Raw genomic sequence first — 22,468 nt, forward strand, 5'->3', positions numbered from 1 at the left:
GCGGATGGTCCTCGCCGCGATTTTCGGCGCGGCGCGGAATTCCCGCGAGGTCAAGCGTGAGCACCACGTTCGTGCAGGCCATTTCGTACTGGATCGAAAACAGCAGGAGGTCGAGCGCGGCCAGCGGTGTGCCGGATTCCAGGCCGCGAAGCACGTCGCCCGCGGCGCGCATCTCGCGGATGTAGTCGGTCCACGGCGTGAACGCACGTTCGGCGAACGCGCGCGGCCTGTCGTTGGCGAGCTTGTAGAGAATCTGAAAACCCGTGCTGCTCATGCCGATCTCGTAGAGATCGGGAAAGATCAGCGCGAGGTGCACGTCGACGTCGGCCGGGTTTTTGCGAAAGCTGCCGGCCTCGCCGCCGATATATCGGGACGCCCGCTCAACGCGGGACAAATCCACCGCCATGATCGATTTCCTTATCGAAAACCGGCGGGCGATGCGCTTCGCCGTTTCGTTATTGTTTGTCTGCCGCGCTTTTCGCCACGGCGTTTTCGTCGCGTCGTCGGGCCAGATCCTTCGCTTCGCTCAGGATGACGATTCTCGCCGGATGACGATTTTCGTCGGACGACGAATCTCACCGGAAGACGAATCTCGCAACTTCCGTCGTCGACGACGATCCTCTTAGCGATGCCCGCCGAAGTCCGCGACGAGGATGACAAAACCTCCGCGTCCCTCCGGTGTTGGGCCGAAGCCGAAACGCCAGCGGATATCACGCGTCTCGCGGCGCGCCGGTCGATAAAGCCCCGAGCCATCTGTCGGCGAGTCATCGGCCGGGGCGTCGTCCGCGGCCGGTTTGTCCGGCGCCGCCGGTTTTGGCTCGATGCCAAGCTCGCGTTCGAGCGCGTCGTCCGGCAGGGCGAGCCCGAACAGCGTGCCCACCGTCGCGCCGGCGAGTCCCCCCGCGATGAGGATCGTCGCGAAGTTCCGGTCCGCGTCCTCGTTTTCGTACGTGATGTTGATCGCCCCGGCGACGACGAGCCCCGCGCTCGTGCCGATCACCGCGCCGGCGAGAACCTCGTCGCCCTGACCGGCGCGCGCGGGCGCCGCAAAAACCAACGCGGCGGAAAGCACGATCGCCGAAATGGCAGCCCACGGGCCGTGTCTCACGCAATCGCCTCCCGCCAAAGCGGGAAACCATAACAAGCGGGGAGGAAATAGGAAATAGGGATGAGGAGGATTGAGGATCGAGGATTGAGGATTGAGTCATACCGTGTCGCGATGCGATCGATCCCGTACCCGCTCCCTTGCGGTCACGGTTCCAACGGTTTTGCCGGGTCCGCTCCCTTACGGTCGCGTTTCAAATTCTGCCATTCGGCTCCGCTGGTCGCGGTTCAAACGGCTTTAACGGCTCCGCGTGAGACGTTGCGATTTAACTCAATCCTCAATCCTCGATCCTCAATCCTCAATCGTTAAAAATGATACGCCACGAAAGCGAACACGCGCGAGCGGTCGCGCAACAAGCCCCAGAGGGTGTCGCGCTCGCCGAAAAAGACGTTCGCGCCGGCGCCGATGTGGAACGGGTCGGTGACGGACCACTCGACGATCGGCGTGAACTGGCCGTCCTCGCCGAAGACGTCGCCGTCGCGCGCCATCTCCCCGGTGATGTGCGAGAAATTGTAGGTGGCGACGCCCTGAAGCTGGAGCCGGTCGCGGAAAAACGCGGCGCGCCAGCCGAGAAACAGCATGGCCGTCGTCGGCGGGAAAAGCAGGTCCTCGCCGTCCGCGTCACCAACCGTGGAGTTCCAGAACGTGGCGCTCACCGTGGTGTCACCGGGAAACATATATTCGACATTGATCGCGGTGGAATAGGTCGGTTTTTCCACGGTCGTCAGGTCCTCGCGATAGACGTGCCGGCCCCACAGCGCCGTGCCCTCCGCGCGGATCGCGAACGCACCGACGGTCGTCGCCACGTCCGCGCCGGGGCCGTACAGGCGATGATGCACGACGCGAAACGGGTCGGTGACGGCGGCGGTCGGGATCTCCTCGACTCGGTCGGGCAGGGGGCCGTATCCCTCGGGCGTGCGCTCGAAGGCCCGCGCGATTTCGAGCAGGTCCGGGTTGATGTGAACGGTGGGGATCGGATCGTAAACGCTATAACCCATGACGTCGAAGTCGAACCCGCCCGCGCTTGCGCCGGCGCGAACCGCGCCGCCCGCGCGGGAAAAATCGTCGTCCGGGTTTTCGGTGCGTGCGTCGAAATACGACTGCTTCGATAGCTCGTCGGTCAGCTCGTCCTTCCAATCAGGAATCCAGAGATCGAGAAAGCGCTTGAGGTTACGATACGCCGGTTCGTCCTCGACGGGCGCGAGGATATCGCCAAGCGGGAATCGCTGCCCGAGCACCGCGCCCGCGTCGCCGGCGACCGTCAGGCGCGTCGGACGCAGGAACGGGATGACCAGACCCTCGACCTGAAACGCGCCGGCGTACCACGTCGCGTCGAGCGTCATCACCGGCAGGCGCGCAAGTCCGATCTCCGCGTCGAAGTAGCGGTCGAAGTTGTAGGGGTTGATGAGATCCGTCGGGCTGACGATGTCCGTCTTGCCCCAGGACCAGATCTTCTGCCCCGCGGTGAGATCGACCGGGCCGACGCGCCAGCGCGCGTACGCCTCCCACAATTCGGGCGTGTAGTGCGCGTCGTAGGCGTCCTCGTTGAAGGCGGCGTCGTACGTGACGATCCCGGAGATGCGTGCGGCCAGATCGCCGAAGGTGAAATCCCCCTGCGCGCGGACAAGTGTCAGCAGGGCGTAGATAAACTCGTCCTCGCCGTCGCGCGCGGTGTCGACGGCGGCCTTCTGCCACGCCTCGCCGGAAAGCACGCCGGCCGACACGGGGCCGGCGGCGGGTGCGTCGCCGAAAAAGTCATCCGGATCGTCAGGCGCGGCGGGCGCTTCGCCGAAAAACGCCGCGGAGTCGTCCCCGTCGCCTTGCGCGAACGCGATCGCCCCAAACGCGCAAAACGCGATCAGCGCGGCCATCGCGGCGAGGGATCGGGGAGCCGTCACCCTTGGCGTCGCTAGAGCTGCGACTCGTCTTTCAGGAACCGCTCGGTGAAATAGTCGTCGGCGATCTTCGCGTCGGCCATGTACTTCGTGATGGCAACCGTCGTGGACGTGCCTTTTTGCACGTTTTTCATTTCGAAACGCCGCGCGATCCACAGGCCGGGCTTGTACTCCTCGAGCCCGGCGACGGTCATCGTTTTCAGCAGCTTGCCGTCCTTGTCGGAAAACTCGGCCTTGGTGACGACCTTGTTGTCCTGGCGCACCCAATATTTGATCTTGCTGTATTCCGAACCGGTGGACGCCTTGGGCGCCGTCTCGACGACGTAATGCGCGGCGCCGTCCACCGTTTCGTCGGGCAGACGCTCGTGCGTGCCCTCCTCGGAATCGTGCGGGGAAAGGTCGTAATAGCTGAAGTCCGTGCCCATGAAGCTCGAGGATTTCTGTGACGAGGCGATGCGGCGCACGCGCTTTAGCGCCGGCAGGTAGAGAAGCTGATCGTCGTCGCGCCCTTTGTTCTCGACCACGAGGAACTTCGTGCCCGCCACGTCCGCCGGCGCTTCGAACGAAATCACCGTGCGGCCGAGCTTGTCCTCCATCTTGACGCGGCTACGCAGCTTGCGCTCGCGCGTTTGCCCCTTGGCGTTTGTCAGCGTCATGTCGAGTTGCAGGAGCATGTTCTCCTGATTGAAGCTCGACACCATGTCATCGACGATCTCGGACGCCTTCCTCTCGTCGGCGTGCGACGGCAAGGCGAAAACGGCGGCGGCGATCAATAGGACGAGGGCGAGGGCGCGCGGCATGTTTGGCTCCTTCGTATGATTCGATAAGTCCACACGCGGCATGCCGCGCGCGTCAAGCGGTCAGGCTTCGGGCATCGGATCGCGCGCCGTCTTCAGAAGATCCCACCAGATGATGGCGATCGCGAGGCCGTAAAACAGGCCCGAAAGCCCGCCCGCGCCCGCGACGACGACCGCGAACGATTCGTTGAGCTTGGTCAGCCACCAGCCGCCCACGTCCAGGATGACGCCGATAAAACCCATCAGCACAAGACCCGTTTTGGCCCTGTGCGGGATCGAGGTCTGGTTCCAGAGGATCCAGGACATCGCGAGTGCCAGAAGGCCCATGCCGAAAAAGTGCTGATGCGATATCGTCGCCAGGCGGTCCCACGGCATGCCCTCGTCGGGCTTGGTGACGATGGCGACCTCGTCGTATTCCGTCAGCGGGCGGAAGCTCGATTTGCCAAGCGGGTTGTGGCAGTTCACGCAGCGGTTGTCGAGAACCTCCATGACGGGGCCAAACGTTTTTTCGCGCGCGCCGGCGTCGAGCCATTCGAGAATCGTGTTCAGCTCGTCCTCGGTCTCCAGGTGCTCACGCATATCGCCGAGGACCATGTACTTGAGGCGCGTCATCGTCGGGTCGCCGTGGAAACGCACCTCGATATCGCGAAGGCTCATGCCCGGTTTTAAGTCGGCCTCATGCGTGGAGAAAAAGAGATTCGCGAGCGCCGTGAGATAGCCGAGGCCCAACACAAGCGCGAACATCGCTCCCGGAAGTTTCCGGTGCCAGACAGGTAAGTTTTTCATGGGGGCGGCTCAGTCGTGATCTTCCGGCCGGAAGATATCGTGGCACTTGTCGCACGAGTTTCCGAGCGCCCGGTACTTCTTGACGATCTCGCCCATGCCCGTGGCGCCGGCCAGATCGTTGGCCGCGACGACGGCCTCGTCCGCGAACTTCAGGAATTCGTCCTTGCGGTCCTTGTTTTGCGGCGGATCGAAATTCTTGGCGTTGGCAAGCTCCTTGGCGATCGTTTCCGCGTTTGTCTTCACGCCCGCCGTGTCGGCGTTCTCGACGGCCTTTTTGATCGCCTTGAAGACGTCCCGCACTTCTTCCATTTGCTTGTGAAGGGGCGAGTCCTCGTCGGCGACGAGCCGTGGCGCGTCGATGAGCGCGAACGCGACCATCGCCGCCAGCACCGTCAAACCCAAAACCTTTGCCGATAAACGCATATCTGAAAAACCTCCACGAAATTCGTCCCCGCGGGCGCCAAAAGTATAGGCGCACCTTTCGGCAGGAACAACGGATGGTTTTGCCGGAAATGGTGTGGATGTCGGACGAAGGCTTGTTCCGCTATCATCGCCGGCTAGGGGGACGCGGTGTCCGAAAAAGAAACCAAAACCGAAACCGAAACCGAAATCCTGCGGATCGCGTCGCGCCTGGCGGTCTGCCTTGTCGAGCCCATTCAACCCGGAAATATCGGCTCGGTCGCGCGCGCGATGAAAAACATGGGGATGAGCCGGCTCGTGCTCGTGCGTCCGCCCGACCTGGACGCGCCCGAAGCGCGCATGATGTCCGTCGGCGCCATCGACATTCTGCGGAGCGCCACAATCGCCGACACCGTTCGCGAGGCCGTCGCGCCGTTCCAAATTGTCGTCTCCACCACCGCGCGCGTGGGGCAAAAACGCCCGGCCGATTTCACGCCGCGCTCATTCGCCGCGCACGTCGCGCCGCTTCTTTCCGCCGGCGAGGAGGCCGTCGTCGTGTTTGGCCGCGAGGACAAGGGGCTGACGACGCGGGAGATCGACCTCGCGCCGCGCATCATCAATATCCCCGCCTCGCCGGAGTATCCGTCGCTCAACATCGCGCAGGCGGTGCTCATCGTCGGCTACGAGGTGTATTGTGCCCTGGCGGGCGAGGCGGCCGAGCGCGTGCCGGAGCGAAAGCTCGTCGACGCCGATCAGATCGAGCGCCTGTTCGAGCAGGTGCGCCCGCTGCTTTTGGAAATCGGGTTTCTCGATCCTTCGAATCCGGAGTTCATCCTGAGCGCGCTGCGAAAGATCGCCGGGAGGGCCGGGTTGAACTGGCGCGAGGCGAAGATCCTTCGCGGCATCTGTTCGGATATGGAATGGTATCTCAACCATGTGGCGGAAAAAGGAGAGCGCGATGGTTCGCGTGAAGTGGACGGGGGCCGCGGGCCTTCAGATCACGCACGAAGGCCGGACGTGGCTGATTGATCCGTACCACACGCGCTCGGGCAAGGGGAGCGTGTTGTTCGGCAAGCTCGCCAGCGACGAGGCGCGCGTCGCCGGGATCGCGGCCGGTTTGCCCGGCGAGTTGTCGGGCGTGATCGTCGGGCATACGCATTTCGATCATGCGCTCGACATCCCTTGGTTCGCGCGGCAAACGACCGTGCCGATCGTCGGCAGCGCGTCGCTTGAGACGCTGCTTGGCGTATTCGGCATCGCGGGCCGCGTGACGGTTTGCCGAGGCGGGGAGGAACAACCGCTCCCCGGCGGCGCGACGGTCAAGATGATTCCCTCGCGGCACGGCCTCGTGCTGTTCGGGCGCGTGCCGTATCCAGGCGAGGTGGAGCCCGGCGGCGAGCCGCCGCTTCCGGCCACGCGCTACCGCGTCGGCGGCATCTTCGCGCCGCTGATAAACGTCGGCGGAAAGTCGATCCTGCACATGGGAAGCGCGAATCTCGTGGACGAAGCCCTTGAGGGCGCGCGCGCGGATATCGTATTCATGTGCATCCCCGGCTGGAAACGCACGCCGGACTACCACAAACGCGTCCTGTCGCGCGTGCGTCCGTCGGTCGTCGTGCCGTTTCACTTCGACGACTTCACGCGGCCCTTCCGGGCCGACGGCTCCGCCCCCGACCTGCCGTTTTTCGGGCAGCCCGCCAAGGACGAGTTCGCGCGGGCAATCGCCGCGTGCGCGCCGGACGCGCGCATCGTCTTTCCGCGGACCAACGAGACGCTGGAGCTTTGATCGTGCCGGGACGGCGCGGACGATTCGGACTGACGCTTCGCGCGAAGCTGTTGTTCCTGTTGTTCGCGTTATCCGTGCTGCCCGCGGCCGTGACCTGGGTGACCGCGACGCACCTTATGAACGAGATGGCCGACGACGTGCTGCACGGCATCGACACGGCCGTGACGCGCGCTGAAAGCGCGCTGGCGCGCGATCCGGCCGACGCGCGCGGAAAGCAATTCGCGGATCACGTGCAGGCCATCGCGTCGATGCGTCACCGCGAAATGCTCTGGAATATGGCGGCGACGGGCGTCGGCCTGTTGCTGGGCCTCACCATTGTGTTGCTGGTTTTGTCGCGCCGGCTAGCGGGCCGTATGAGTGAGCCCATCGAGCGGCTGGCCAAAGCGATGTCGGACATGGACACGGGCGAGCGGATTTCCGATGCGATCCACCCGATCCCCGACGACACCGATCTGGCGCGGCTCTCGCGGGATTCGGGCGACGAGCTTGGCGATCTTGCCCGGCGCTTCAACACGATGGCGACGACGATCGCGCACCTGCGCGGCAATCTCGAGGAGTTCAAGGCGCGGATGGAGCGCGCGTCGCAAGCGCTCGACGAGCCGGACCTGCCGCCGGAGGATTCCCAGCGGCTCCAGCAACGGCGGCTGGAAGAGGCGGCCGGGAGCCTGGCGCAGCTCGATCGCGACACCGACGAGCTGTTGTCGATGGTTCGCCACGAATTGAAAACGCCGCTGACTTCGATCGTCGCAAGCTCCGAGGCCCTGCTTTCGAACCTGCCGTTCAGCCCGGAAAAGCGGACGGGGTTCATCCACATCATCCAAGAGGAGGCGCAGCGGCTGACGCGCCTCATCAACGAAGTGCTCGACCCCGCGCGGCCGTCGCCCGCGGCCGTGGGACGCGAGAGGCCCGTCGATCTGCGGGCCCGGCTGCGTCACGCGGTGCGCGCGGCGGCGCCGATCGCCGAAGCCAAGGGCGTGACGCTCGACATGGAAATCGATGATGACGAACGGTTGGCGAGCGTTCCGGCCGACGCGGACCGGCTGGCGCAGGCGGTCACAAACCTGCTCGACAACGCCATCCGGTTCACGCCCGCGGGCGGGCGCGTCGTGCTTGGCGCGGGCGTCAGGAGAGACGGCGACGAGCGGCGCGAAGTGGCGCACGTCTTTGTAAAAGACACCGGGCCGGGCATTCCGCCGGCCATCGAGGATCGTGTCTTCGAAAAATACGAGACGCTTGACCCGTCCACAAAAGACACCCCCGGCGGCCGCGGGCTCGGCATGGCGATCGCGCGGGAGATCGTCGAGGGACACGGCGGGCGCATCTGGTTTGCAACGGCGCCCGGCGGGGGTGCCATCTTCCACTTCACGCTGCCGCTGATGGAGCGCCACGCGGCGTCCGGCGGCGCCGCCGTGAATGTTTGACCGGCAATCCGGCCGCGTGATATCCGGTTGAGCCCTTCGCGGGAGCGTCGATGAACATCCTCGGAATCAGCGCGTTCTATCACGATTCGGCGGCGGCGCTTGTCGTCGACGGCGAGATCGTGGCCGCCGCGCAGGAGGAGCGCTTCACCCGCGTCAAGCACGACGAGGGATGGCCGGAGCACGCCATCGACGCGGTCCTCGCGCAGGCGGGCATCAAGGCCGGGGATCTCGACCTTGTCGCTTTCTACGACAAGCCGTTCAGGAAATTCGAAAGGCTTTTGAAAAGCTTTCTCAACGACGCGCCGCGCGGATATCGGTTATTCCTGCACGCGATGCCGCTTTGGGTTCGCCAGAAACTGCACATCCACGGCATCGCGGAGCGCGAACTCGGGTACAAGGGGACGATCGTTTTCCCGGAGCACCACGAATCGCACGCGGCGTCCGCGTTTTATCCGTCACCGTTTGACGAGGCGGCGTTCCTGACGATGGACGCCATCGGCGAATGGACGACGACGAGCTTCGGCATCGGCCGCGGCAACGACATCGAGATCCTCGCCCAGATTCGCTTCCCGCACTCGCTGGGCCTTTTGTACTCCGCCTTCACGGCGTATTGCGGATTTCGCGTCAACTCCGGCGAATACAAGCTGATGGGCCTTGCGCCCTACGGCGAGCCGAAATACGCCGACCGCATCCGCGACCGTCTCATCGACATCAAGGACGACGGCTCGTTTCGCCTGAACCCGGAGTATTTCACCTACATCGTCGGCACGCGCATGACCGGGAAAAAATTCGACGCGCTGTTCGACGGGCCGCCGCGAAAGCCCGAGAGCCCGACCGATCCGCGTTACATGGACATCGCCGCGTCCGTCCAGGCGGTGACCGAGGAGGTCGTCTCCAAGGCCGCGCGGCACGTGCGGCGCGAAACGGGCATGACGCGCCTTTGCATGGCCGGCGGCGTGGCGCTCAACTGCGTCGCGAACGGGAAGCTGCTGCGCGAAGGGACCTTTGATGCCATCTGGGTGCAACCTGCGTCCGGCGACGCGGGCGGGGCGCTTGGCGCGGCGCTGTGGGCTTGGCACCGATACCACGGCGCGCCCCGCACGCCGCGCCCCCGGGGCACGCAGGGCGGCTCGTATCTTGGCCCCGCGTACGATGACGACGCCATCGCGGCGTACCTCGACGGCATCGGCGCGCCTTACCGGCGCCTGTCGCGCGACAAGCTTTTGCGCGAGACGGCCGAGCGCCTGGCGAATGAACAGGTGGTCGGCTGGTTTCAGGGGCGCATGGAGTACGGCCCGCGCGCGCTCGGGGGGCGGTCGATCCTCGGCGATCCGCGCTCGCCGGCGATGCAGCGCGTCATGAATCTGAAGATCAAGTACCGCGAGTCGTTCCGTCCCTTTGCGCCCGCGGTCCTGGCCGACCGCGCGGGTCAGTGGTTCGACCTTGCGTGCGAATCGCCCTACATGCTGCTTGTCGCCGATGTGCGCGGCGAGCATCGCAAGGCGCTTACCGACGAGGAGAAGAAGCGCACGGGGCTCGATCTTCTCAACACGCCGCGCTCGTCGATTCCCGCCGTGACGCACGTCGATGGCTCCGCGCGCGTGCAGACGGTCGCCCGTGAGGACAACGAGCTTTTCTACGACCTCATCGCGGCGTTCGCGGACCAGACGGGCGTGCCCGTGCTCGTGAACACCAGCTTCAACGTGCGCGGCGAGCCGATCGTGGAAAAACCGGAGGACGCCTACCGCTGCTTCATGCGTACCGAGATGGACCTGCTCGTCATGGGCTCGCTGCTTTTGGAAAAGACCTCCCAGCCGAAGGTCGAGGAAACGCACGACTGGCGGCAGGAATTTCCGCCGGACTGATGCCATGAAACGCAAGGAGAGGCCCGGTGATATCTGGAAGTTCTCGCTGACGCTGGGGTGCATCCTTGCGCTGGTCGGCGGACTGCGCGCGTATCACGGCGCGCCGATTTCCTACCCGCTCATCGGGCTTGGCGTGGTGGCGGCGATTCTCGGTTTCGCCGCGCCGCCGGTGATGCGGCCGATCTACAAGGGCGGGATGTTTTTCGCGGACAAGATGTCGTTTGTCGTCACGCGCATCGTGCTGACGCTCTTTTTCGTCTTCGTCATGACGCCGTACGGGCTGTTTTTTCGGCTTGCCCGCAAGGACCTGCTCGATCGCTATCCTCACCCGGAGCGCGAAACGTACTGGCAGCCCCGCGAACGCAAGCCGTTCGACAAGAAGCAGGCCCAGCGGATGTTTTAGGAAGGCGGCAAGACGGGAAGCCTGGAAGGTCATCGCGGGAATAGTCTGGAAGTCTGAAAAGTCATCGCAAATCGCAAACGCCCGTTCGCCGGGGTCCATCATGTCCATCCAGTCCATCATATCCATTTTGTCCATTCGGGCAGGGGCACGAAGTCCGTCGCGATGCCCGTTCAGACTTCCGGTCTATCCGGCCTGAAAAAAAAGCGGGGCTCCGAAGAGCCCCGCTTTTTGGCGGTCAGGTTTTTTAGTCGACTAGAACTTGAACTCGACGCGGCGATTCTTCGCCCAGGCGGCCTCGTTGTGGGCCGGATCGAGCGGCTGCGACTCGCCCATGGACTTCACGAACAGGTCGTTCGCGGCGACGCCCATGTTGGTCAGGAAGTTCTGGACCGACTTGGCGCGGCGCATACCGAGCGCCATGTTGTACTCATCCGTGCCGCGCTCGTCGCAGTGACCGACAAGCATGATCTTGGTGCCGGCATGGTCGCTCTTGATCTGCGCGGCGTTCTGCTTGGCCTTTTCGACCTGGTCGGGACGGATGTTGTACTTGTCGTAGTCGAAGTACACGTTCGGCAGCGTGGCCGGCGCTTGCTTCAGCACGGGCTTCGGCGTCGGCGGCGGCGGCGGCGGCGGCGGAGGCGGGCAATTCTTCGCGATTTCCGCCAGCTTGATCGTCTCGGCGAACGACACCTTCGCGGCATCGTACTCCTCGGCGGCGTACTGGGCTTCGCCCTTGGCCAGCTCATCCTCGGCGGCCTTGAGCTTGTCGGGGCAGTTCTGTGCGGCGCCGGAAGCCTGAGCATCGGCAACGGCCGCCTTGGCCGCCGCGAGCTCCGCCTCAGGCTTTTCCTGTCCACAGGCCGACGCGAAGAGCGCGACCGCGAGGACAAGAATGAGCGGGGCAAATTTCTTCATACAAAAAACCTCCTTCTGGGTTCCCTTTGGAATGCGGCCGTCTCGGGCCGAATGGAGTCGTGGGTCGTTACGGACCGGTTCCCATACACAGAGTCGAATTCACAGAGCCTGACTGAGCTTGGCCGCACCATTAGCACAGGGATTTTCGCATTGTCAACCAGAAATCGCGTCTTTTTGCGGGCTTTTTACCGCGAATTACTTCTTCAACAACTGAAGCTTTTTCGCCGCTATCTTGGCTTCCTCGGTGCCCGGATAGTCCGACATGACCTTCTCATAGAAGAGTTTTGCATCAAATTTCTGCCCCATCTTTTCAAAGGCCATCGCCTGATTCAGCGCCGCTTTCGGGGCTTGTTTGCTCTTGGCCCACCGCGTCACGACCTCGTCGTAGGCGAGGATCGCGTCCGAATATTTGTTCTGCCTAAAAAGGCTCTCGCCGACGTAGAATTGCGCCTCGGGCGCGTGTTCCGACTGCGGAAACTTTTTTAGAAAATCCTCGAATTTTTTCTGCGCTTCGCCAAAACGGGACTTTTTGAACGAGAGCACCGCCTCCTCGAACTGGTCTTTTTCGGGTTTGTCCTTGACGATCAGGCCGCCCGGGCTCGCCGGAACCGAGGCGATCGCCGGTCCCGGCGCGATCCCCGCCTTGCGCTCGAGTTCAGTGAGCCGCTTGTCGATCTTTTCGAATTGCAGGTCCAGATACTTTCGCAGCGTGTCGTATTCCTTCGCCTGGCGCTCCTTGGCGAACTGGGCTTCGTCGAACGCGCCCTTCATCGCTCCGAACTCCTGCTGCATGTTGTCGAAGTAGACCTGCTGCTCGGCGATCTGGCCGATGTTGCGGTCGAGCACATCCTTGGTGTCCTGCGCGACGCGCTTGACCTCGGCGAGCTCGCGCTCGATCTCGGACTGGCGCTGCTTGTCGGCCTGCGTCGTGATGCAGCCCGACGCCAGAACAAGGGCCAGGACGACGGCAAAAAGACGAGAAACGTTCATTCGGGCGGTCATCTCAATCCTCCGGCAGCGGGCTCCAGTCGGGGCTCGCATCGAACGACGTGCCTTTTGTGATCGGTTTCGTGAACGTGTCGTTGACCGTGCGGATGAACAGCGCGCGGCCGGTGTCCGTCTCGCACGAAAACACAAGCGCGCGCCCGTCCGGCGAGAACGACGGGTATTCGCAGTTGGGCTTCATGTCCGCGGTGAGCGCGTACGGCTCGCCGCCGTATTCGTCGATGACGTAGATCGTGTAGTGCCAGTATTCGCGCGCGGCGTACGCGATCTTGTTGCCTTTGGGCGACCAGGCGGGCGACTGGTTGTACCCGCCGAAAAAGCTGATGCGCACCGGGTTCGATCCGTCGGCCCCCATGCGATAGACCTGCGGGGAGCCGGGGCGATCCGACACGAACAGCATGTTTTGCCCGTCGGGGCTGTAAGTCGGATAAAGGTCGATCGACCAGTTTTTCGTCAGGTTTTTCAGGTTGCCGCCGTTGACGTCCATCTCGTACACGTCGGTCGAAACGCCGAGCGATATTCCCGCCGCGATGCGCGTGCCCGACGGCGAAAAATCCGGCGTCAGCACGACGCCCTGGTCGATGCCGTAGATTTTTTTCGCCTTTCCGGATTCTACGTCAACGATGTATAGCGACGGTTGCGTCACATCGCTCGACGCCGCAAACACGATCGACTTGCCGTCCGGGCTCCATCGGGGTGTCATGGCCAACACGCCGAGGTTCGTCAGGCGACGGCGATTGCGTCCATCCAGATCGACGACGTACACCTCGCGCTGGTTCTTGGTGCCCGAAACGTAGGCGAGGCGCGAGCCGAAAAAGCCCTTGTTGCCGAACAGCGAAAGCAGAACCTCATTCGCGAACAGGTGGATCATGCGGTAGTAGTCGTCCGCCTTGCCGGAATACTCCTTGCCCATGACCAGGCTCTCGGTACCGACGTTGTATAGCCGCGCGGTGATCGTCAGGCTTTCGCCCGCGCGCTTGTACGAGCCCTTGATGAGGTATTCGACGCCGATGATCTTCCAGTCGCTAAACGAGAAACTGCCCGGCTTCACGCCCGCGCTGCGGGGGTCTTCCAGGTAGCGTGCGCGGTCGGCGACCTCGAATTCGCCGCTCATCTCCATGTCTTCGGTCAGAAGGTCCGCGAGTTTATGCGACAGATCGTCGAAACCCGTTTCCGACTCGGCGAAAAACTCGGGGATCGCCATGGAAATCTTCTGGATCGTCGTGCCATAGATCTTGGACGGCGTGATGACGCCGCCTTCGACCGGGCCGCCTTCCGTGCCGGATCCGGGCGCCGGCGGCGGGCCGCCCTCTGGAGGCGGTGTCGTCTGGGCCAAGGCCGGTGCGGCGGATAACGCCATGAAAAGACTAAGGAAAATCGCGATTATGACGTGGACCGTGGCCGGCGGGGGCGAGGCGGTCCGCAATCTTAAGGGCATCATGTCTCCCGGTTCGATCGTCGCGCGCGCATTTTGAGGTTTTTGCGCGCGTTGTAAACCGGCGCCCAATCGCCTGGCGGGCGCGCGTCAGTTTGCTTCTTTCGGCTTGAACGTGAACGAGATGCCGCCGGCCAGTTTTCCGTGCAGCTCCGACGGCGGGCGGGAGAATGGCACGGCGTTTGACACCGCCTGGCGAATGCTCGCGTCGAGCGAAGGGTCGCCGGACGACTTGATCGCGACGCCGATGAGGTTGCCGGCCGCGTCGATCTTCACCGTGGCGGGGATGCTTTTGTCGCGAAGCTCCGCCGGCATTCCGGGCGGCAGTTTCCAGCGCGAGCGGATTTTTTCGCGAACGCCCGCGAGATAGAGCTTTTCGATCGACGGGCGCGTGCCGGCTTCGCCTTCGCCGCCGCCGCCGGCCTGAGCCTTGCGCCGCAAATCCTCGATGCGTTTTCGGGCGAGTTCCTCCTGGACGCGGGTTTTGGCGGATCGCTGCTTGACGGTCGATTTCACCTTGGGTTTGGGCGCGACGTTTTCCGGCATGTCCTCGGTTTTCGTCGCGGTCTGTTTGACCTCGCGCTCGAACGGGTTGAGCGCGGTCTTGCGCACTTCCGGCACCGGATCCGCGCCGACCGATCGCCCCTTGGGCAGGTCCGCAAGATCGAACACGAGCGGTTGATCGGGCGGGGGAGGCGGCGCGTTTCCGACCGTAACCGCGACGAAGATCGCATACGCCACGAAAAACCCGACGTGAGTGAGGATCGACGCGAACCACATCGCGCCGAAAAGGCGGCCGAACGGATCGGGGCGCGGCGGGTTGTAGCGCGGGACGGCGGCCAGGCGGTAGGTCATCGCGCGCGTCGCGCGGCCCTTACGGGCCCGCGTTCCCCTTGGGCAGGGTTTTCAGGCCGAGCTGCTCGACGCCCGCGGCTTTGGCCTCGGCGATCGCCGCCACCACGACGCCGTAATCGACGGCCGTGTCGGCCTCGACGAAGATGCGTTTTTCGGCCTTGCCCTCGTACAGCTTGCGGAGTTCCTCGCGCAGCGCTTCCCTGGCGATAGGCGTCTTGCCGATGAATATCCGCCCCTCGGCGTCAATCGACAGGCGCACGTCTTCCTCCGCGGACTCGATCTTCTTGCCTTCCGCCGCGGGGAGATTGACGCCGATGCCTTCCTGCATGAGTGGCGCGGTAACCATGAAGATCACGAGCAGCACCAGCATGACGTCGACCATCGGCGTCACGTTGATGTCACTCATCATGTCGCGGCGCCGGCCGCTGGATCCGACGCTCATGCCCATCGGACACCAGAAAACAGAAAAGAGGAAAGAGAAAAGAGAGTCACGACGTGCGACCTTTCAGGAAAATTTTCCCGATTGCGATTCATTCCGCATTCCGCATTCCCAATTCCCCATTCATTAACCAATGGACGCCGAACGAATCGACTCGGTTCCGCGCCTTCACACCAGCCTAAAGGATATGCCGGTCGATGATATTCAGGAAGTCCGCCGTGAAGGCGTCCATTTCGCCTTCCAGGACGCGGATCTTGTTGTTGAAATGGTTGAAAAAAATGACGGCGGGGATCGCCGCGAAAAGGCCGATGGCGGTCGCGACGAGCGCCTCGGAGATGCCGGGCGCGACGACGGTCAGGCTCGCGGAGCCTTTTTGCCCGATGTCGTGGAAACTGATCATGATGCCCCAGACCGTGCCGAAAAGGCCGATGAACGGCGACGTATTGCCGCACGTGGCCAGAAACGGAATCGCGCGCTCCAGGCGCGTGATTTCGGCGACCGTGGTGCGGCGCAGCGCGCGGGCGATGTTCTCGCGCGCGGCCTCTTTTTTCGTGACGCCGCCTTTTGGCGATGTGCCCGCGGTCATGGTGATTTCGGTTTGCTGCCCGGTGTCGCGGAAACGCTCGAGCTCGCGGTAGCCCGCGCGGTACAGCTCGCCAAGCGGCGTCAGCGTCAGGTCGCGCGAAGCCCGGTAGATCTCGTCAAGCTGGCGGGACTCCCAGAAGAGCTTGAGGAAGACCTCCGACTCGCGGGCGGCTTTCCGCAGGGTCAGCCCCTTCAGGAAGATGATCGCCCAGCTCGTGACGGAAAAAACCAGGAGCAGCAGCATGACGAATGTCACCACCGGGCCCGCGTTCTTGATCACCTCGACGATGTTGAACGCGGACGGGCCGGTGGAATCCAACGGCTGCGTGACGGCCAAAAGGGCCAGGGAAAGTTTCATGCGCGCCTATCCGGAAAACGGCGAAAATTCGCGCGGCAACGTAAGCGACCCGCCCGCCGATGTCAACGAAAAATCGCGTCCGGCGCGCGGGCAAACAGCCCGGACGGACCCGCCAAAAAGGCCAACTTTCGCGCGCCGCGCCGGCGGAATTTACAGGCGGGCATCCACGTGTAAGATATTGGCGCGGAAACGCCGATACGTATGAACCTGCCGCCGGCCGCAAGAAAAATTGACAGCGGCATTCGCCACGGGGCCAACGGAGCCCGGCGAAATTGAATTTACCAGGTTGAACCACGAAAACGACTCCTCCCTTTCCCGGGAACGGAGCGTGGAGAGCGTCATGAATGCAAGGCTCATGCTCGCGTTGTTTTGCACCGCCGCCGTGTTCGCGCTTGTCGTCGGGTTCGCGTGCGTTCCGGGCGACGATGATGACGACGACGATGACGACGACGACGATGACGACGACGAACTTCCCACCGAAAGCATCAAGACCATCGAGGCGATCGCCGTCGGCGACGACGCGGGCCGATACAAGAACGGCCGATGGAGCCCGGACGGCGACGTGCCCGCCGAGGCCCTGCCGCTTTCGACAATCGATTTTCGCGGCCCGGATTTCGGGTTCGCGGCCGGCGTCGGGCGCATCCTGCAATACGAAGACGGCGAATGGACCGGCGCCGCGGCGCCGATCGAGCCGGACCTCGATGTCCGCCGCATCCTGATCCACCCGGACGGCCGCGTGTTCGCGTTCGGTAACCGCGGCGTCGATTCCGGCGGCGTGCTGGTCACGCGCGGGCTCGACGGAATCTGGACGCGCGACGACCTGTCGAGTCTGACCTCCGACGGCGTTTTCATTCGCGACGCGATGCTCTCGGACGAGGGCGTCATCCTGCTCGTCACCGTGAACCTCTCCGCTTACCTGTACATGGCCGGCGGGGTCGCACCCGCGTCGGTGCAGGTCTATGCGTTCGATCCGACGAATTTCCTCACATACAACGCCATCGGCCGGTTGTTCGACGGGCGCATCCTGCTTGGCGGCTGGCGCAGCGACGGCATCAACCGCTTCGGATTCGTGATGGTGGAGGACGGGCTGGGCGGCTACATGCCGTTCGAACTCCCCGCGAGCGACTGCCCGGTGCAGGAAGTGCATCGCTTCGAATCCATCGCGCTCGCCACGTTCATGGTCGGCAAGTGCGTCCGGTCGGTGCTGTACGCATACGAGCAACCGGCGTGGACGGAGATACCGCTGCCTGGCAGCAAAGGCGCGGATTGGCGCATCAACGACCTCGGCTTCATCTCGCGGCGCGAAGGATTCGCGGTGGGTTATGACGACACGTCCGACGACCTGCTTACGCTGATTCGCGAGCCGAACGGCTGGGTGCTGATGGAGCCGTACGAGGGTGACACCCCGGGCCGGCGCCTGAATGCCGTCGCCGTCTGGCCGGCGGGCGCGTCGCTCGACGATGACGACACCGCGGACGACGATTCGCTCGATGACGACACTTCCGATGACGACACGGCCGATGACGATACCGCGGATGACGACACCGCGGATGACGACACGCTCGATGATGACACGGGAGACGACGATACGGTGGGTTCGTGACGAATTACGAGTGACTAGTGACGCAGGCCATCCCGCGTCGCCCGGTGTTGACGGAGTCGCGCGCGTGGGCAAGCGGCCGCCCCTATCGTATTGGCGAGCGGACCTCTCGGAAGAACCACCCGCAGCCGAGTTGGAGTTCGGCGCTCCCGCCGCTAACCGCGCTCCGCGATATACCCGCCCAGCCGACGCAACCCCTCCATCAACCGATCCAGGTGATTCGCATAGCTTAAGCGGATGTACCCCTCGCCGCCGGGACCGAAATCCGTGCCGGGCGTCACGGCGACGTGCGCGCGTTCGAGGATGTCGAACGCGAGCGCGAGCGAGTTGAATCCCGTCGCGCGGCACAGCTCGCGCACGTCCACGAAGACATAAAACGCGCCGGTCGGCTCCACCTTCGGCGCAAGCCCAAGCTTCGCGAGCCCCGCCAGCACCGCGCGCCGGCGCTCGTCGTAGAAGACGCGCATGCGCTCGACGTCGACGGCGGCGTGCGTCAGGGCGGCATTCGCCGCCGTCTGCGCGAAGCTTGGCGCGCTGATGAAAAAATTCTGCTGGAGATTGCGCATCGGGCGCACGAGATCATGTGGAACGATCGCGTAACCGAGCCGCCAGCCAGTCATCGCGAACAGCTTCGAGAATCCGTTGATGACGATGCCGTCTTGCGTGAACTCGCCAAGCGACGCCGCGCGGTGCTTATAGGTCAGCCCGTGGTAGATCTCGTCGGACACGACTGGGACGGGCAGCTCGGCGAGCGCGGCGATCGCCTCGCGCGGCATGACCGCGCCCGTGGGGTTCGCGGGGGAGTTGATCAGCAGCGCGCGCGTGCGTTTGGTGATCGCGCCGCGTACCGCGTCCGGGTCGAGCGCGAAGCCGTCTTCCTCGCGGATCGGCACGCGCACCGGCACCGCGCCCGCGGCGGCGATGATGTTCGGATAGCAGGCGTAGTAGGGGTCCGGGATGATGACCTCGTCGCCCGGATCGCCGATCGCAAGGAACGTCAAAAGCAGCGCCGCCGACGTGCCCACCGTCACCAGAACGCACTCCGGATCGACCGCCACGCCGTATTGATTTCGATGCCACGCGGCGATCGCCTCGCGCAGTTCGGGCTTACCGAGGCTATGCGTGTAGTGCGTGTCGCTTGTGTCGATCGCGGCGGCGCCGGCCTTACGCGCGGCGGCGGGCGAATCGAAATCCGGCTCGCCGACCTCCATGTGCACGATGTCGACACCCGCGTTTTCGAGCTCCTGCGCGCGCTCGAGTACCTCCATCACGTAGAACGGCGGCGTGGCGACGGCGAGTTTCGAGACGTGATGCATGCGTCCGTTGTAACGCGAAAAAAATGCATTCACCACAGAGAACACGAAGGACACAGAGGCCCACGCAAATTTTTTTCTCCGTGTTCTCCGTGTTCTCTGTGGTTCAAGTCCGCTTTCGTGGTAGCAAGGGCGCGTGCGTATCGTGATCGCCATCTTCACGTGGATTTTCACGCGGCCGTCGTGGGAGCGCTCCGAGATCTGGGGCGAGCGGATCGGCCGGCTTATGTGGCGGGTCGGCATCCGCAAGCGCGTCGTCATGGACAATCTTCACCTGGTATTCGCCTCCGATACGACGCCCGAGGGCCATCGAAAAGACGACGCCGAGCTCGCCGCGATCTGCCGCGCGGTGTACGAAAACCTCGGCCGTCTCATCGTGCTCTATTTCCGCACCGACCTCATGGACGCGGCGTTTTTTCGCGACCGCTTCGAGGCGGAGGGGATGGAACATCTGCGCGACGGAATCGCCAGGGGGCGCGGCGTTCTCGGCATCGGCATGCACTTTGGCATCCTCGATATCGCGATGGGCAAGGCCGCGCACGAGCTCGACGCGCCGATTACGCTCGTCGGCAAAAACATCAAGAATCCCGTCGTCAACAACTGGTTTATCGAATCGCGCCGGCGCATGCGTTTCGATACGGTCGGCCCCAAGGACACACGCCAGGAAATTCTGACGCGGCTTGGCCGCAACGAGCTTGTGACGATGGTGCTCGATCAGAGCATGCGCGAGCGCTACGCGATTTACGTCAACGTCATGGGACGCCTGACCGCGACAAACAAGTCCGCCGCCGGGCTTGCGCGCGATTCCGGAGCGACGGTCGTTCCGGGCTGGGCGTATCGCGTCGGCCCCGCGCGCTACCGCCTGGTCGCCCAGCCGCCCATCCCGTACATCACGCATGACGACCCCGACGAGGAGCGGCGGCTCAACACGCAGGCGTACGTCGAACGCCTGGACGCGGCGATCCTCGAGAATCCGGAGCACTGGTTCTGGCTGCACCGAAGGTGGAAGCGGGTAAAGGAGATCGAGGATCGAAAATCGAAGATTGAAGATTGAACGGAACGCGAGCGTGAATTCTTCAATCCTCGATCTTCAATCTACAATATTGCCTACTGCCTGACTTTCACCAGTCCCACCAATCCCCCAAGTCCGAATATCACGTGGCTGCCCCAGGCGGCGGCGACAGGCGGCAGGGCGCCGGATTTGCCGAGCGCAAGGCCAAGGCCGAGCACGATCCAGTAAACGACGCCGATGACGACGGCGATGCCGACTCCAAGCGCGATGCCGCCGGAACGGCCGATCCGCACGGCGAACGGCACGCTGAGCATCGCCATGATGACGGGCACGAGCGGAAACGCGAGCTTGCCCTGCATGTCCACGCGATAGGACGTGGTGTCGTAACCCTTTTCCTCCAACTCGCCGACAAGCGCGGCCAGTTCGCGGTAGCTCATCGTCTCGGGGTCTTTCTGATAGATCTTCATCTCCTCGGGCGTTTCGTCGAGATCGATCGCAAGCGTCTCGAACGGGGTGGACGACGCGATGCGGCCTTCCGCGAATCGCCACGCAACACCGGACACCAGCTCCCAGTGATCGCCCGCGTAGCGCGCCGTTTCGGCGATCGCGCGCTCGGCCAGGTGAAAATTTTCGTCGAAGCGATACAGGCGCACGTCGCTGATCTTGCCCTGTTCCGGGACAAACAGGCCGAACGAATAGATGGTCTCCCCGCTTTTGTAATAGACGTTCTGCTTGCGGTATTTGACGCGCCAGACCTGTTTTTTGATTTGCACCTTGTAGATGTATTCGCGCGTCTCGTTCGCGCGCGGCACGACGTATTCGTTGATCAGGAACGCGCCGCCGGAAATCAACGCGGACAGTGCGAGAATCGGCGCGCAGGCGCGCAGGATCGGCACGCCGCCGGCCTTGATCGCGGTGATCTCGCTGCCGCGCGCAAGGCCGATGAGCGAAAGCAGCGCGCCGAGCAGGCACGCCACGGGCACGATCTGAAAAAGAATCAGCGGCATCTTGTAGAGGAAATAGAGAGCCACCGCCGTAAGGGGGGGATCGCTCTTGAAAATCTGGCTCGACCGCTCGATGAAATCGACGACGATGTAGATGACGACAAAACCCGAAAGGCAAAGCGCGAACATGCGCGCGAATTGCGCGCCGATGTAGCGATCGAGCACGCGAAGGCGCATCAGCGCTCCGGCCGCGTGCCGGCCCGGCGGCGAAACAGACCGCGCACCCGCGCGGCGGCGCGCACGATGGCGGCCAGGAACCACACCTCGCGATCCTCGCTTTTTCGCCAGAGCAGATAAAAACCGATCGCGGCAAACAGCGCGTTCGGCGCCCACATCGCGACAAACGGATGCACCACGGCTTTCCATCCGAGATTCTCGCCGACGCGGAACATGAGGTAGTAGAGGCAAAGCGCGACGATGGCGAACGTGAACCCCTGCCCGCGGCCCGAGCGGGGCGGCACGACGCCAAGCGGCATGCCGATAAGCCCGAACACGACGCACGCGAACGGAAACGCGAACCGGCGGTGATACTCCACCCAGGCGCGGCGCATTTCGCGCTCGTCCTCGCCTTCTTGACGAAGCCGGGCGACGTGCTCTTTCAGGTCGCCGACCGACATTTCGAGATACGACCGCTCGGGCGCGTCGGCGGAAAACGATCGCGACACGTCGATCGCGACATCGTACTTCGAGAAGGTCGCCTGCTCGTAGGCGCGTGGATCCTTCATCGTGCGATGGACCGCGCCGTCCGTCAGGCGGATGACGAGCGTCGCCTCCTTGTCCTCGGCCGCGGCGACGCGCCCCTTGCGCGCAACGATGATGTTCGGCGCTTCCGGGATGCGTTCGTCGAAGATGAAGATGCCGTCGAGTTCGTTCTTCTTTTTGTCCACCTCCTCGACGTAGATGACGAAATCCTCGAACCGATCCTGAAACACGCCCGCGGCAATGCCGAGCGTCGCGTGCTTGCGGCCGGTTTCGATCAGCATCTCGCGGAATCGTTCCTTCCCCCAGGATTCGGCCTTCAGCGTCATGACGGCCGTCGCCGCGCCGACCGCGAGCGACAGCGCGAGAATGGGCGGATAGATGCGCGTCAGGCTCACGCCCGCGGCCTTGAGGGCCACGAGTTCGGAGTCGGACGACATTCGCCCGACCGCCAGGATCACGGCGAGGAGGTACGCCATCGGCAACGTAAAGACGAAAAACGGAGGCAGGATGTAAACAAGGACAAGGAACACGTCGGTCACGGCGATGCCGTATTGCACGACCATCTCCGTGATCTTCAGGATCTGGAACATGAGAAGGACGAAGGTGAAAATCACGACGCCGAGGATAAACGGAACGAGCACCTCGCGCCCGACGTAACGATGCACGATCCTAAGCGACATGGCGCGCGAGTCTAGGCGCTTTTCCCGTACGCGGAAAGAAAGCGCGGGCCGCGCGCCGGATCAATTGCCCGCGGCGCGAGGCGCGGCGATAATGGCGCGCCACTTCCC

22 protein-coding genes are annotated in these 22,468 nt (G+C 63.7%); 7 read left to right on the plus strand and 15 right to left on the minus strand.

What is annotated here, in order from left to right; translation table 11 throughout:
- From K8I61_17890 to K8I61_17915, 6 genes are all read right to left on the minus strand, one after another.
- On the minus strand, positions 1 to 406 hold a 406-nt coding region (locus K8I61_17890), incomplete at its 3' end, for a B12-binding domain-containing radical SAM protein (GenBank protein ID MBZ0273915.1).
- 216 nt (positions 407 to 622) lie between these two features.
- The gene (locus K8I61_17895; GenBank protein ID MBZ0273916.1) at positions 623 to 1,108 is read right to left on the minus strand and encodes a hypothetical protein; all 486 of its coding nucleotides are present in this window, start codon (positions 1,106 to 1,108) and stop codon (positions 623 to 625) included.
- A 302-nt stretch (positions 1,109 to 1,410) separates the two neighbouring features.
- Positions 1,411 to 3,003, minus strand: coding sequence for a hypothetical protein (locus K8I61_17900; protein ID MBZ0273917.1), 1,593 nt, complete (start codon positions 3,001 to 3,003; stop codon positions 1,411 to 1,413).
- 11 nt (positions 3,004 to 3,014) lie between these two features.
- Positions 3,015 to 3,800, minus strand: coding sequence for an outer membrane lipoprotein-sorting protein (locus K8I61_17905; protein MBZ0273918.1), 786 nt, complete (start codon positions 3,798 to 3,800; stop codon positions 3,015 to 3,017).
- Between the two features lie 60 nt (positions 3,801 to 3,860).
- Entirely contained in the window at positions 3,861 to 4,583 is a 723-nt protein-coding gene (locus K8I61_17910; GenBank protein ID MBZ0273919.1) for a hypothetical protein, read from the minus strand.
- Between the two features lie 9 nt (positions 4,584 to 4,592).
- Positions 4,593 to 5,006 (minus strand): hypothetical protein, encoded by a 414-nt coding sequence (locus K8I61_17915; protein ID MBZ0273920.1) that lies wholly within the window; start codon positions 5,004 to 5,006, stop codon positions 4,593 to 4,595.
- Positions 5,007 to 5,153: 147 nt separating this feature from the next.
- On the opposite strand from K8I61_17915, the gene K8I61_17920 reads away from it, so the two are divergent.
- Genes K8I61_17920 through K8I61_17940 form a run of 5 tightly spaced genes read left to right on the plus strand, consistent with a single transcriptional unit; the run spans position 5,154 to position 10,457 of the window.
- Positions 5,154 to 6,011: an RNA methyltransferase gene (locus K8I61_17920; GenBank protein ID MBZ0273921.1), complete on the plus strand. Its 858-nt coding sequence runs from the start codon at positions 5,154 to 5,156 to the stop codon at positions 6,009 to 6,011.
- The gene (locus tag K8I61_17925) at positions 5,941 to 6,768 is read left to right on the plus strand and encodes an MBL fold metallo-hydrolase (protein MBZ0273922.1); all 828 of its coding nucleotides are present in this window, start codon (positions 5,941 to 5,943) and stop codon (positions 6,766 to 6,768) included. The genes K8I61_17920 and K8I61_17925 overlap by 71 nt, the downstream gene beginning before the upstream one ends.
- A gap of 2 nt (positions 6,769 to 6,770) precedes the next feature.
- Entirely contained in the window at positions 6,771 to 8,189 is a 1,419-nt protein-coding gene (locus K8I61_17930) for a HAMP domain-containing protein (GenBank protein ID MBZ0273923.1), read from the plus strand.
- Between the two features lie 50 nt (positions 8,190 to 8,239).
- Complete coding sequence (locus K8I61_17935) at positions 8,240 to 10,054, plus strand: carbamoyltransferase (protein MBZ0273924.1); 1,815 nt, start codon at positions 8,240 to 8,242, stop codon at positions 10,052 to 10,054.
- Between the two features lie 4 nt (positions 10,055 to 10,058).
- The gene (locus K8I61_17940; GenBank protein ID MBZ0273925.1) at positions 10,059 to 10,457 is read left to right on the plus strand and encodes a hypothetical protein; all 399 of its coding nucleotides are present in this window, start codon (positions 10,059 to 10,061) and stop codon (positions 10,455 to 10,457) included.
- Between the two features lie 252 nt (positions 10,458 to 10,709).
- Here K8I61_17940 and K8I61_17945 read toward each other — a convergent pair whose 3' ends face one another.
- From K8I61_17945 to tolQ, 6 genes are all read right to left on the minus strand, one after another.
- Positions 10,710 to 11,372, minus strand: coding sequence for an OmpA family protein (locus K8I61_17945; protein ID MBZ0273926.1), 663 nt, complete (start codon positions 11,370 to 11,372; stop codon positions 10,710 to 10,712).
- Positions 11,373 to 11,567: 195 nt separating this feature from the next.
- Entirely contained in the window at positions 11,568 to 12,374 is an 807-nt protein-coding gene (ybgF, locus tag K8I61_17950) for a tol-pal system protein YbgF (GenBank protein ID MBZ0273927.1), read from the minus strand.
- 1 nt (position 12,375) lies between these two features.
- On the minus strand, positions 12,376 to 13,737 hold the full coding sequence (locus K8I61_17955; protein ID MBZ0273928.1) for a hypothetical protein: 1,362 nt from the start codon (positions 13,735 to 13,737) through the stop codon (positions 12,376 to 12,378).
- Positions 13,738 to 13,902: 165 nt separating this feature from the next.
- Positions 13,903 to 14,667, minus strand: a complete 765-nt coding sequence (locus K8I61_17960; protein ID MBZ0273929.1) for a TonB C-terminal domain-containing protein — start codon at positions 14,665 to 14,667, stop codon at positions 13,903 to 13,905.
- Between the two features lie 19 nt (positions 14,668 to 14,686).
- Entirely contained in the window at positions 14,687 to 15,109 is a 423-nt protein-coding gene (locus K8I61_17965; protein ID MBZ0273930.1) for a biopolymer transporter ExbD, read from the minus strand.
- A 175-nt stretch (positions 15,110 to 15,284) separates the two neighbouring features.
- A complete protein-coding gene (gene tolQ, locus K8I61_17970; GenBank protein MBZ0273931.1) occupies positions 15,285 to 16,049 on the minus strand; it encodes a protein TolQ in 765 nt (254 codons plus the stop codon).
- 340 nt (positions 16,050 to 16,389) lie between these two features.
- Between tolQ and K8I61_17975 the strand changes: the two genes are divergently transcribed.
- Positions 16,390 to 17,652, plus strand: coding sequence for a hypothetical protein (locus K8I61_17975; protein MBZ0273932.1), 1,263 nt, complete (start codon positions 16,390 to 16,392; stop codon positions 17,650 to 17,652).
- Positions 17,653 to 17,804: 152 nt separating this feature from the next.
- Here the strand turns inward: K8I61_17975 and K8I61_17980 are convergent, their stop codons facing one another.
- Positions 17,805 to 18,965 (minus strand): pyridoxal phosphate-dependent aminotransferase, encoded by a 1,161-nt coding sequence (locus tag K8I61_17980; GenBank protein ID MBZ0273933.1) that lies wholly within the window; start codon positions 18,963 to 18,965, stop codon positions 17,805 to 17,807.
- A gap of 133 nt (positions 18,966 to 19,098) precedes the next feature.
- Here K8I61_17980 and K8I61_17985 point away from each other — a divergent pair, with 133 nt between their 5' ends.
- Complete coding sequence (locus tag K8I61_17985) at positions 19,099 to 20,016, plus strand: lysophospholipid acyltransferase family protein (protein ID MBZ0273934.1); 918 nt, start codon at positions 19,099 to 19,101, stop codon at positions 20,014 to 20,016.
- A gap of 53 nt (positions 20,017 to 20,069) precedes the next feature.
- On the opposite strand, the gene lptG is transcribed toward K8I61_17985, so the two are convergent.
- Positions 20,070 to 21,155, minus strand: a complete 1,086-nt coding sequence (lptG, locus tag K8I61_17990; protein ID MBZ0273935.1) for an LPS export ABC transporter permease LptG — start codon at positions 21,153 to 21,155, stop codon at positions 20,070 to 20,072.
- The gene (gene lptF / locus K8I61_17995) at positions 21,155 to 22,360 is read right to left on the minus strand and encodes an LPS export ABC transporter permease LptF (protein MBZ0273936.1); all 1,206 of its coding nucleotides are present in this window, start codon (positions 22,358 to 22,360) and stop codon (positions 21,155 to 21,157) included. Before lptF ends, lptG begins: the two co-directional genes overlap by 1 nt.
- Between the last annotated feature and the right edge of the window lie 108 nt (positions 22,361 to 22,468).

The organism is bacterium (assembly GCA_019912885.1).
Lineage (GTDB): Bacteria > Lernaellota > Lernaellaia > JACKCT01 > JACKCT01 > JAIOHV01.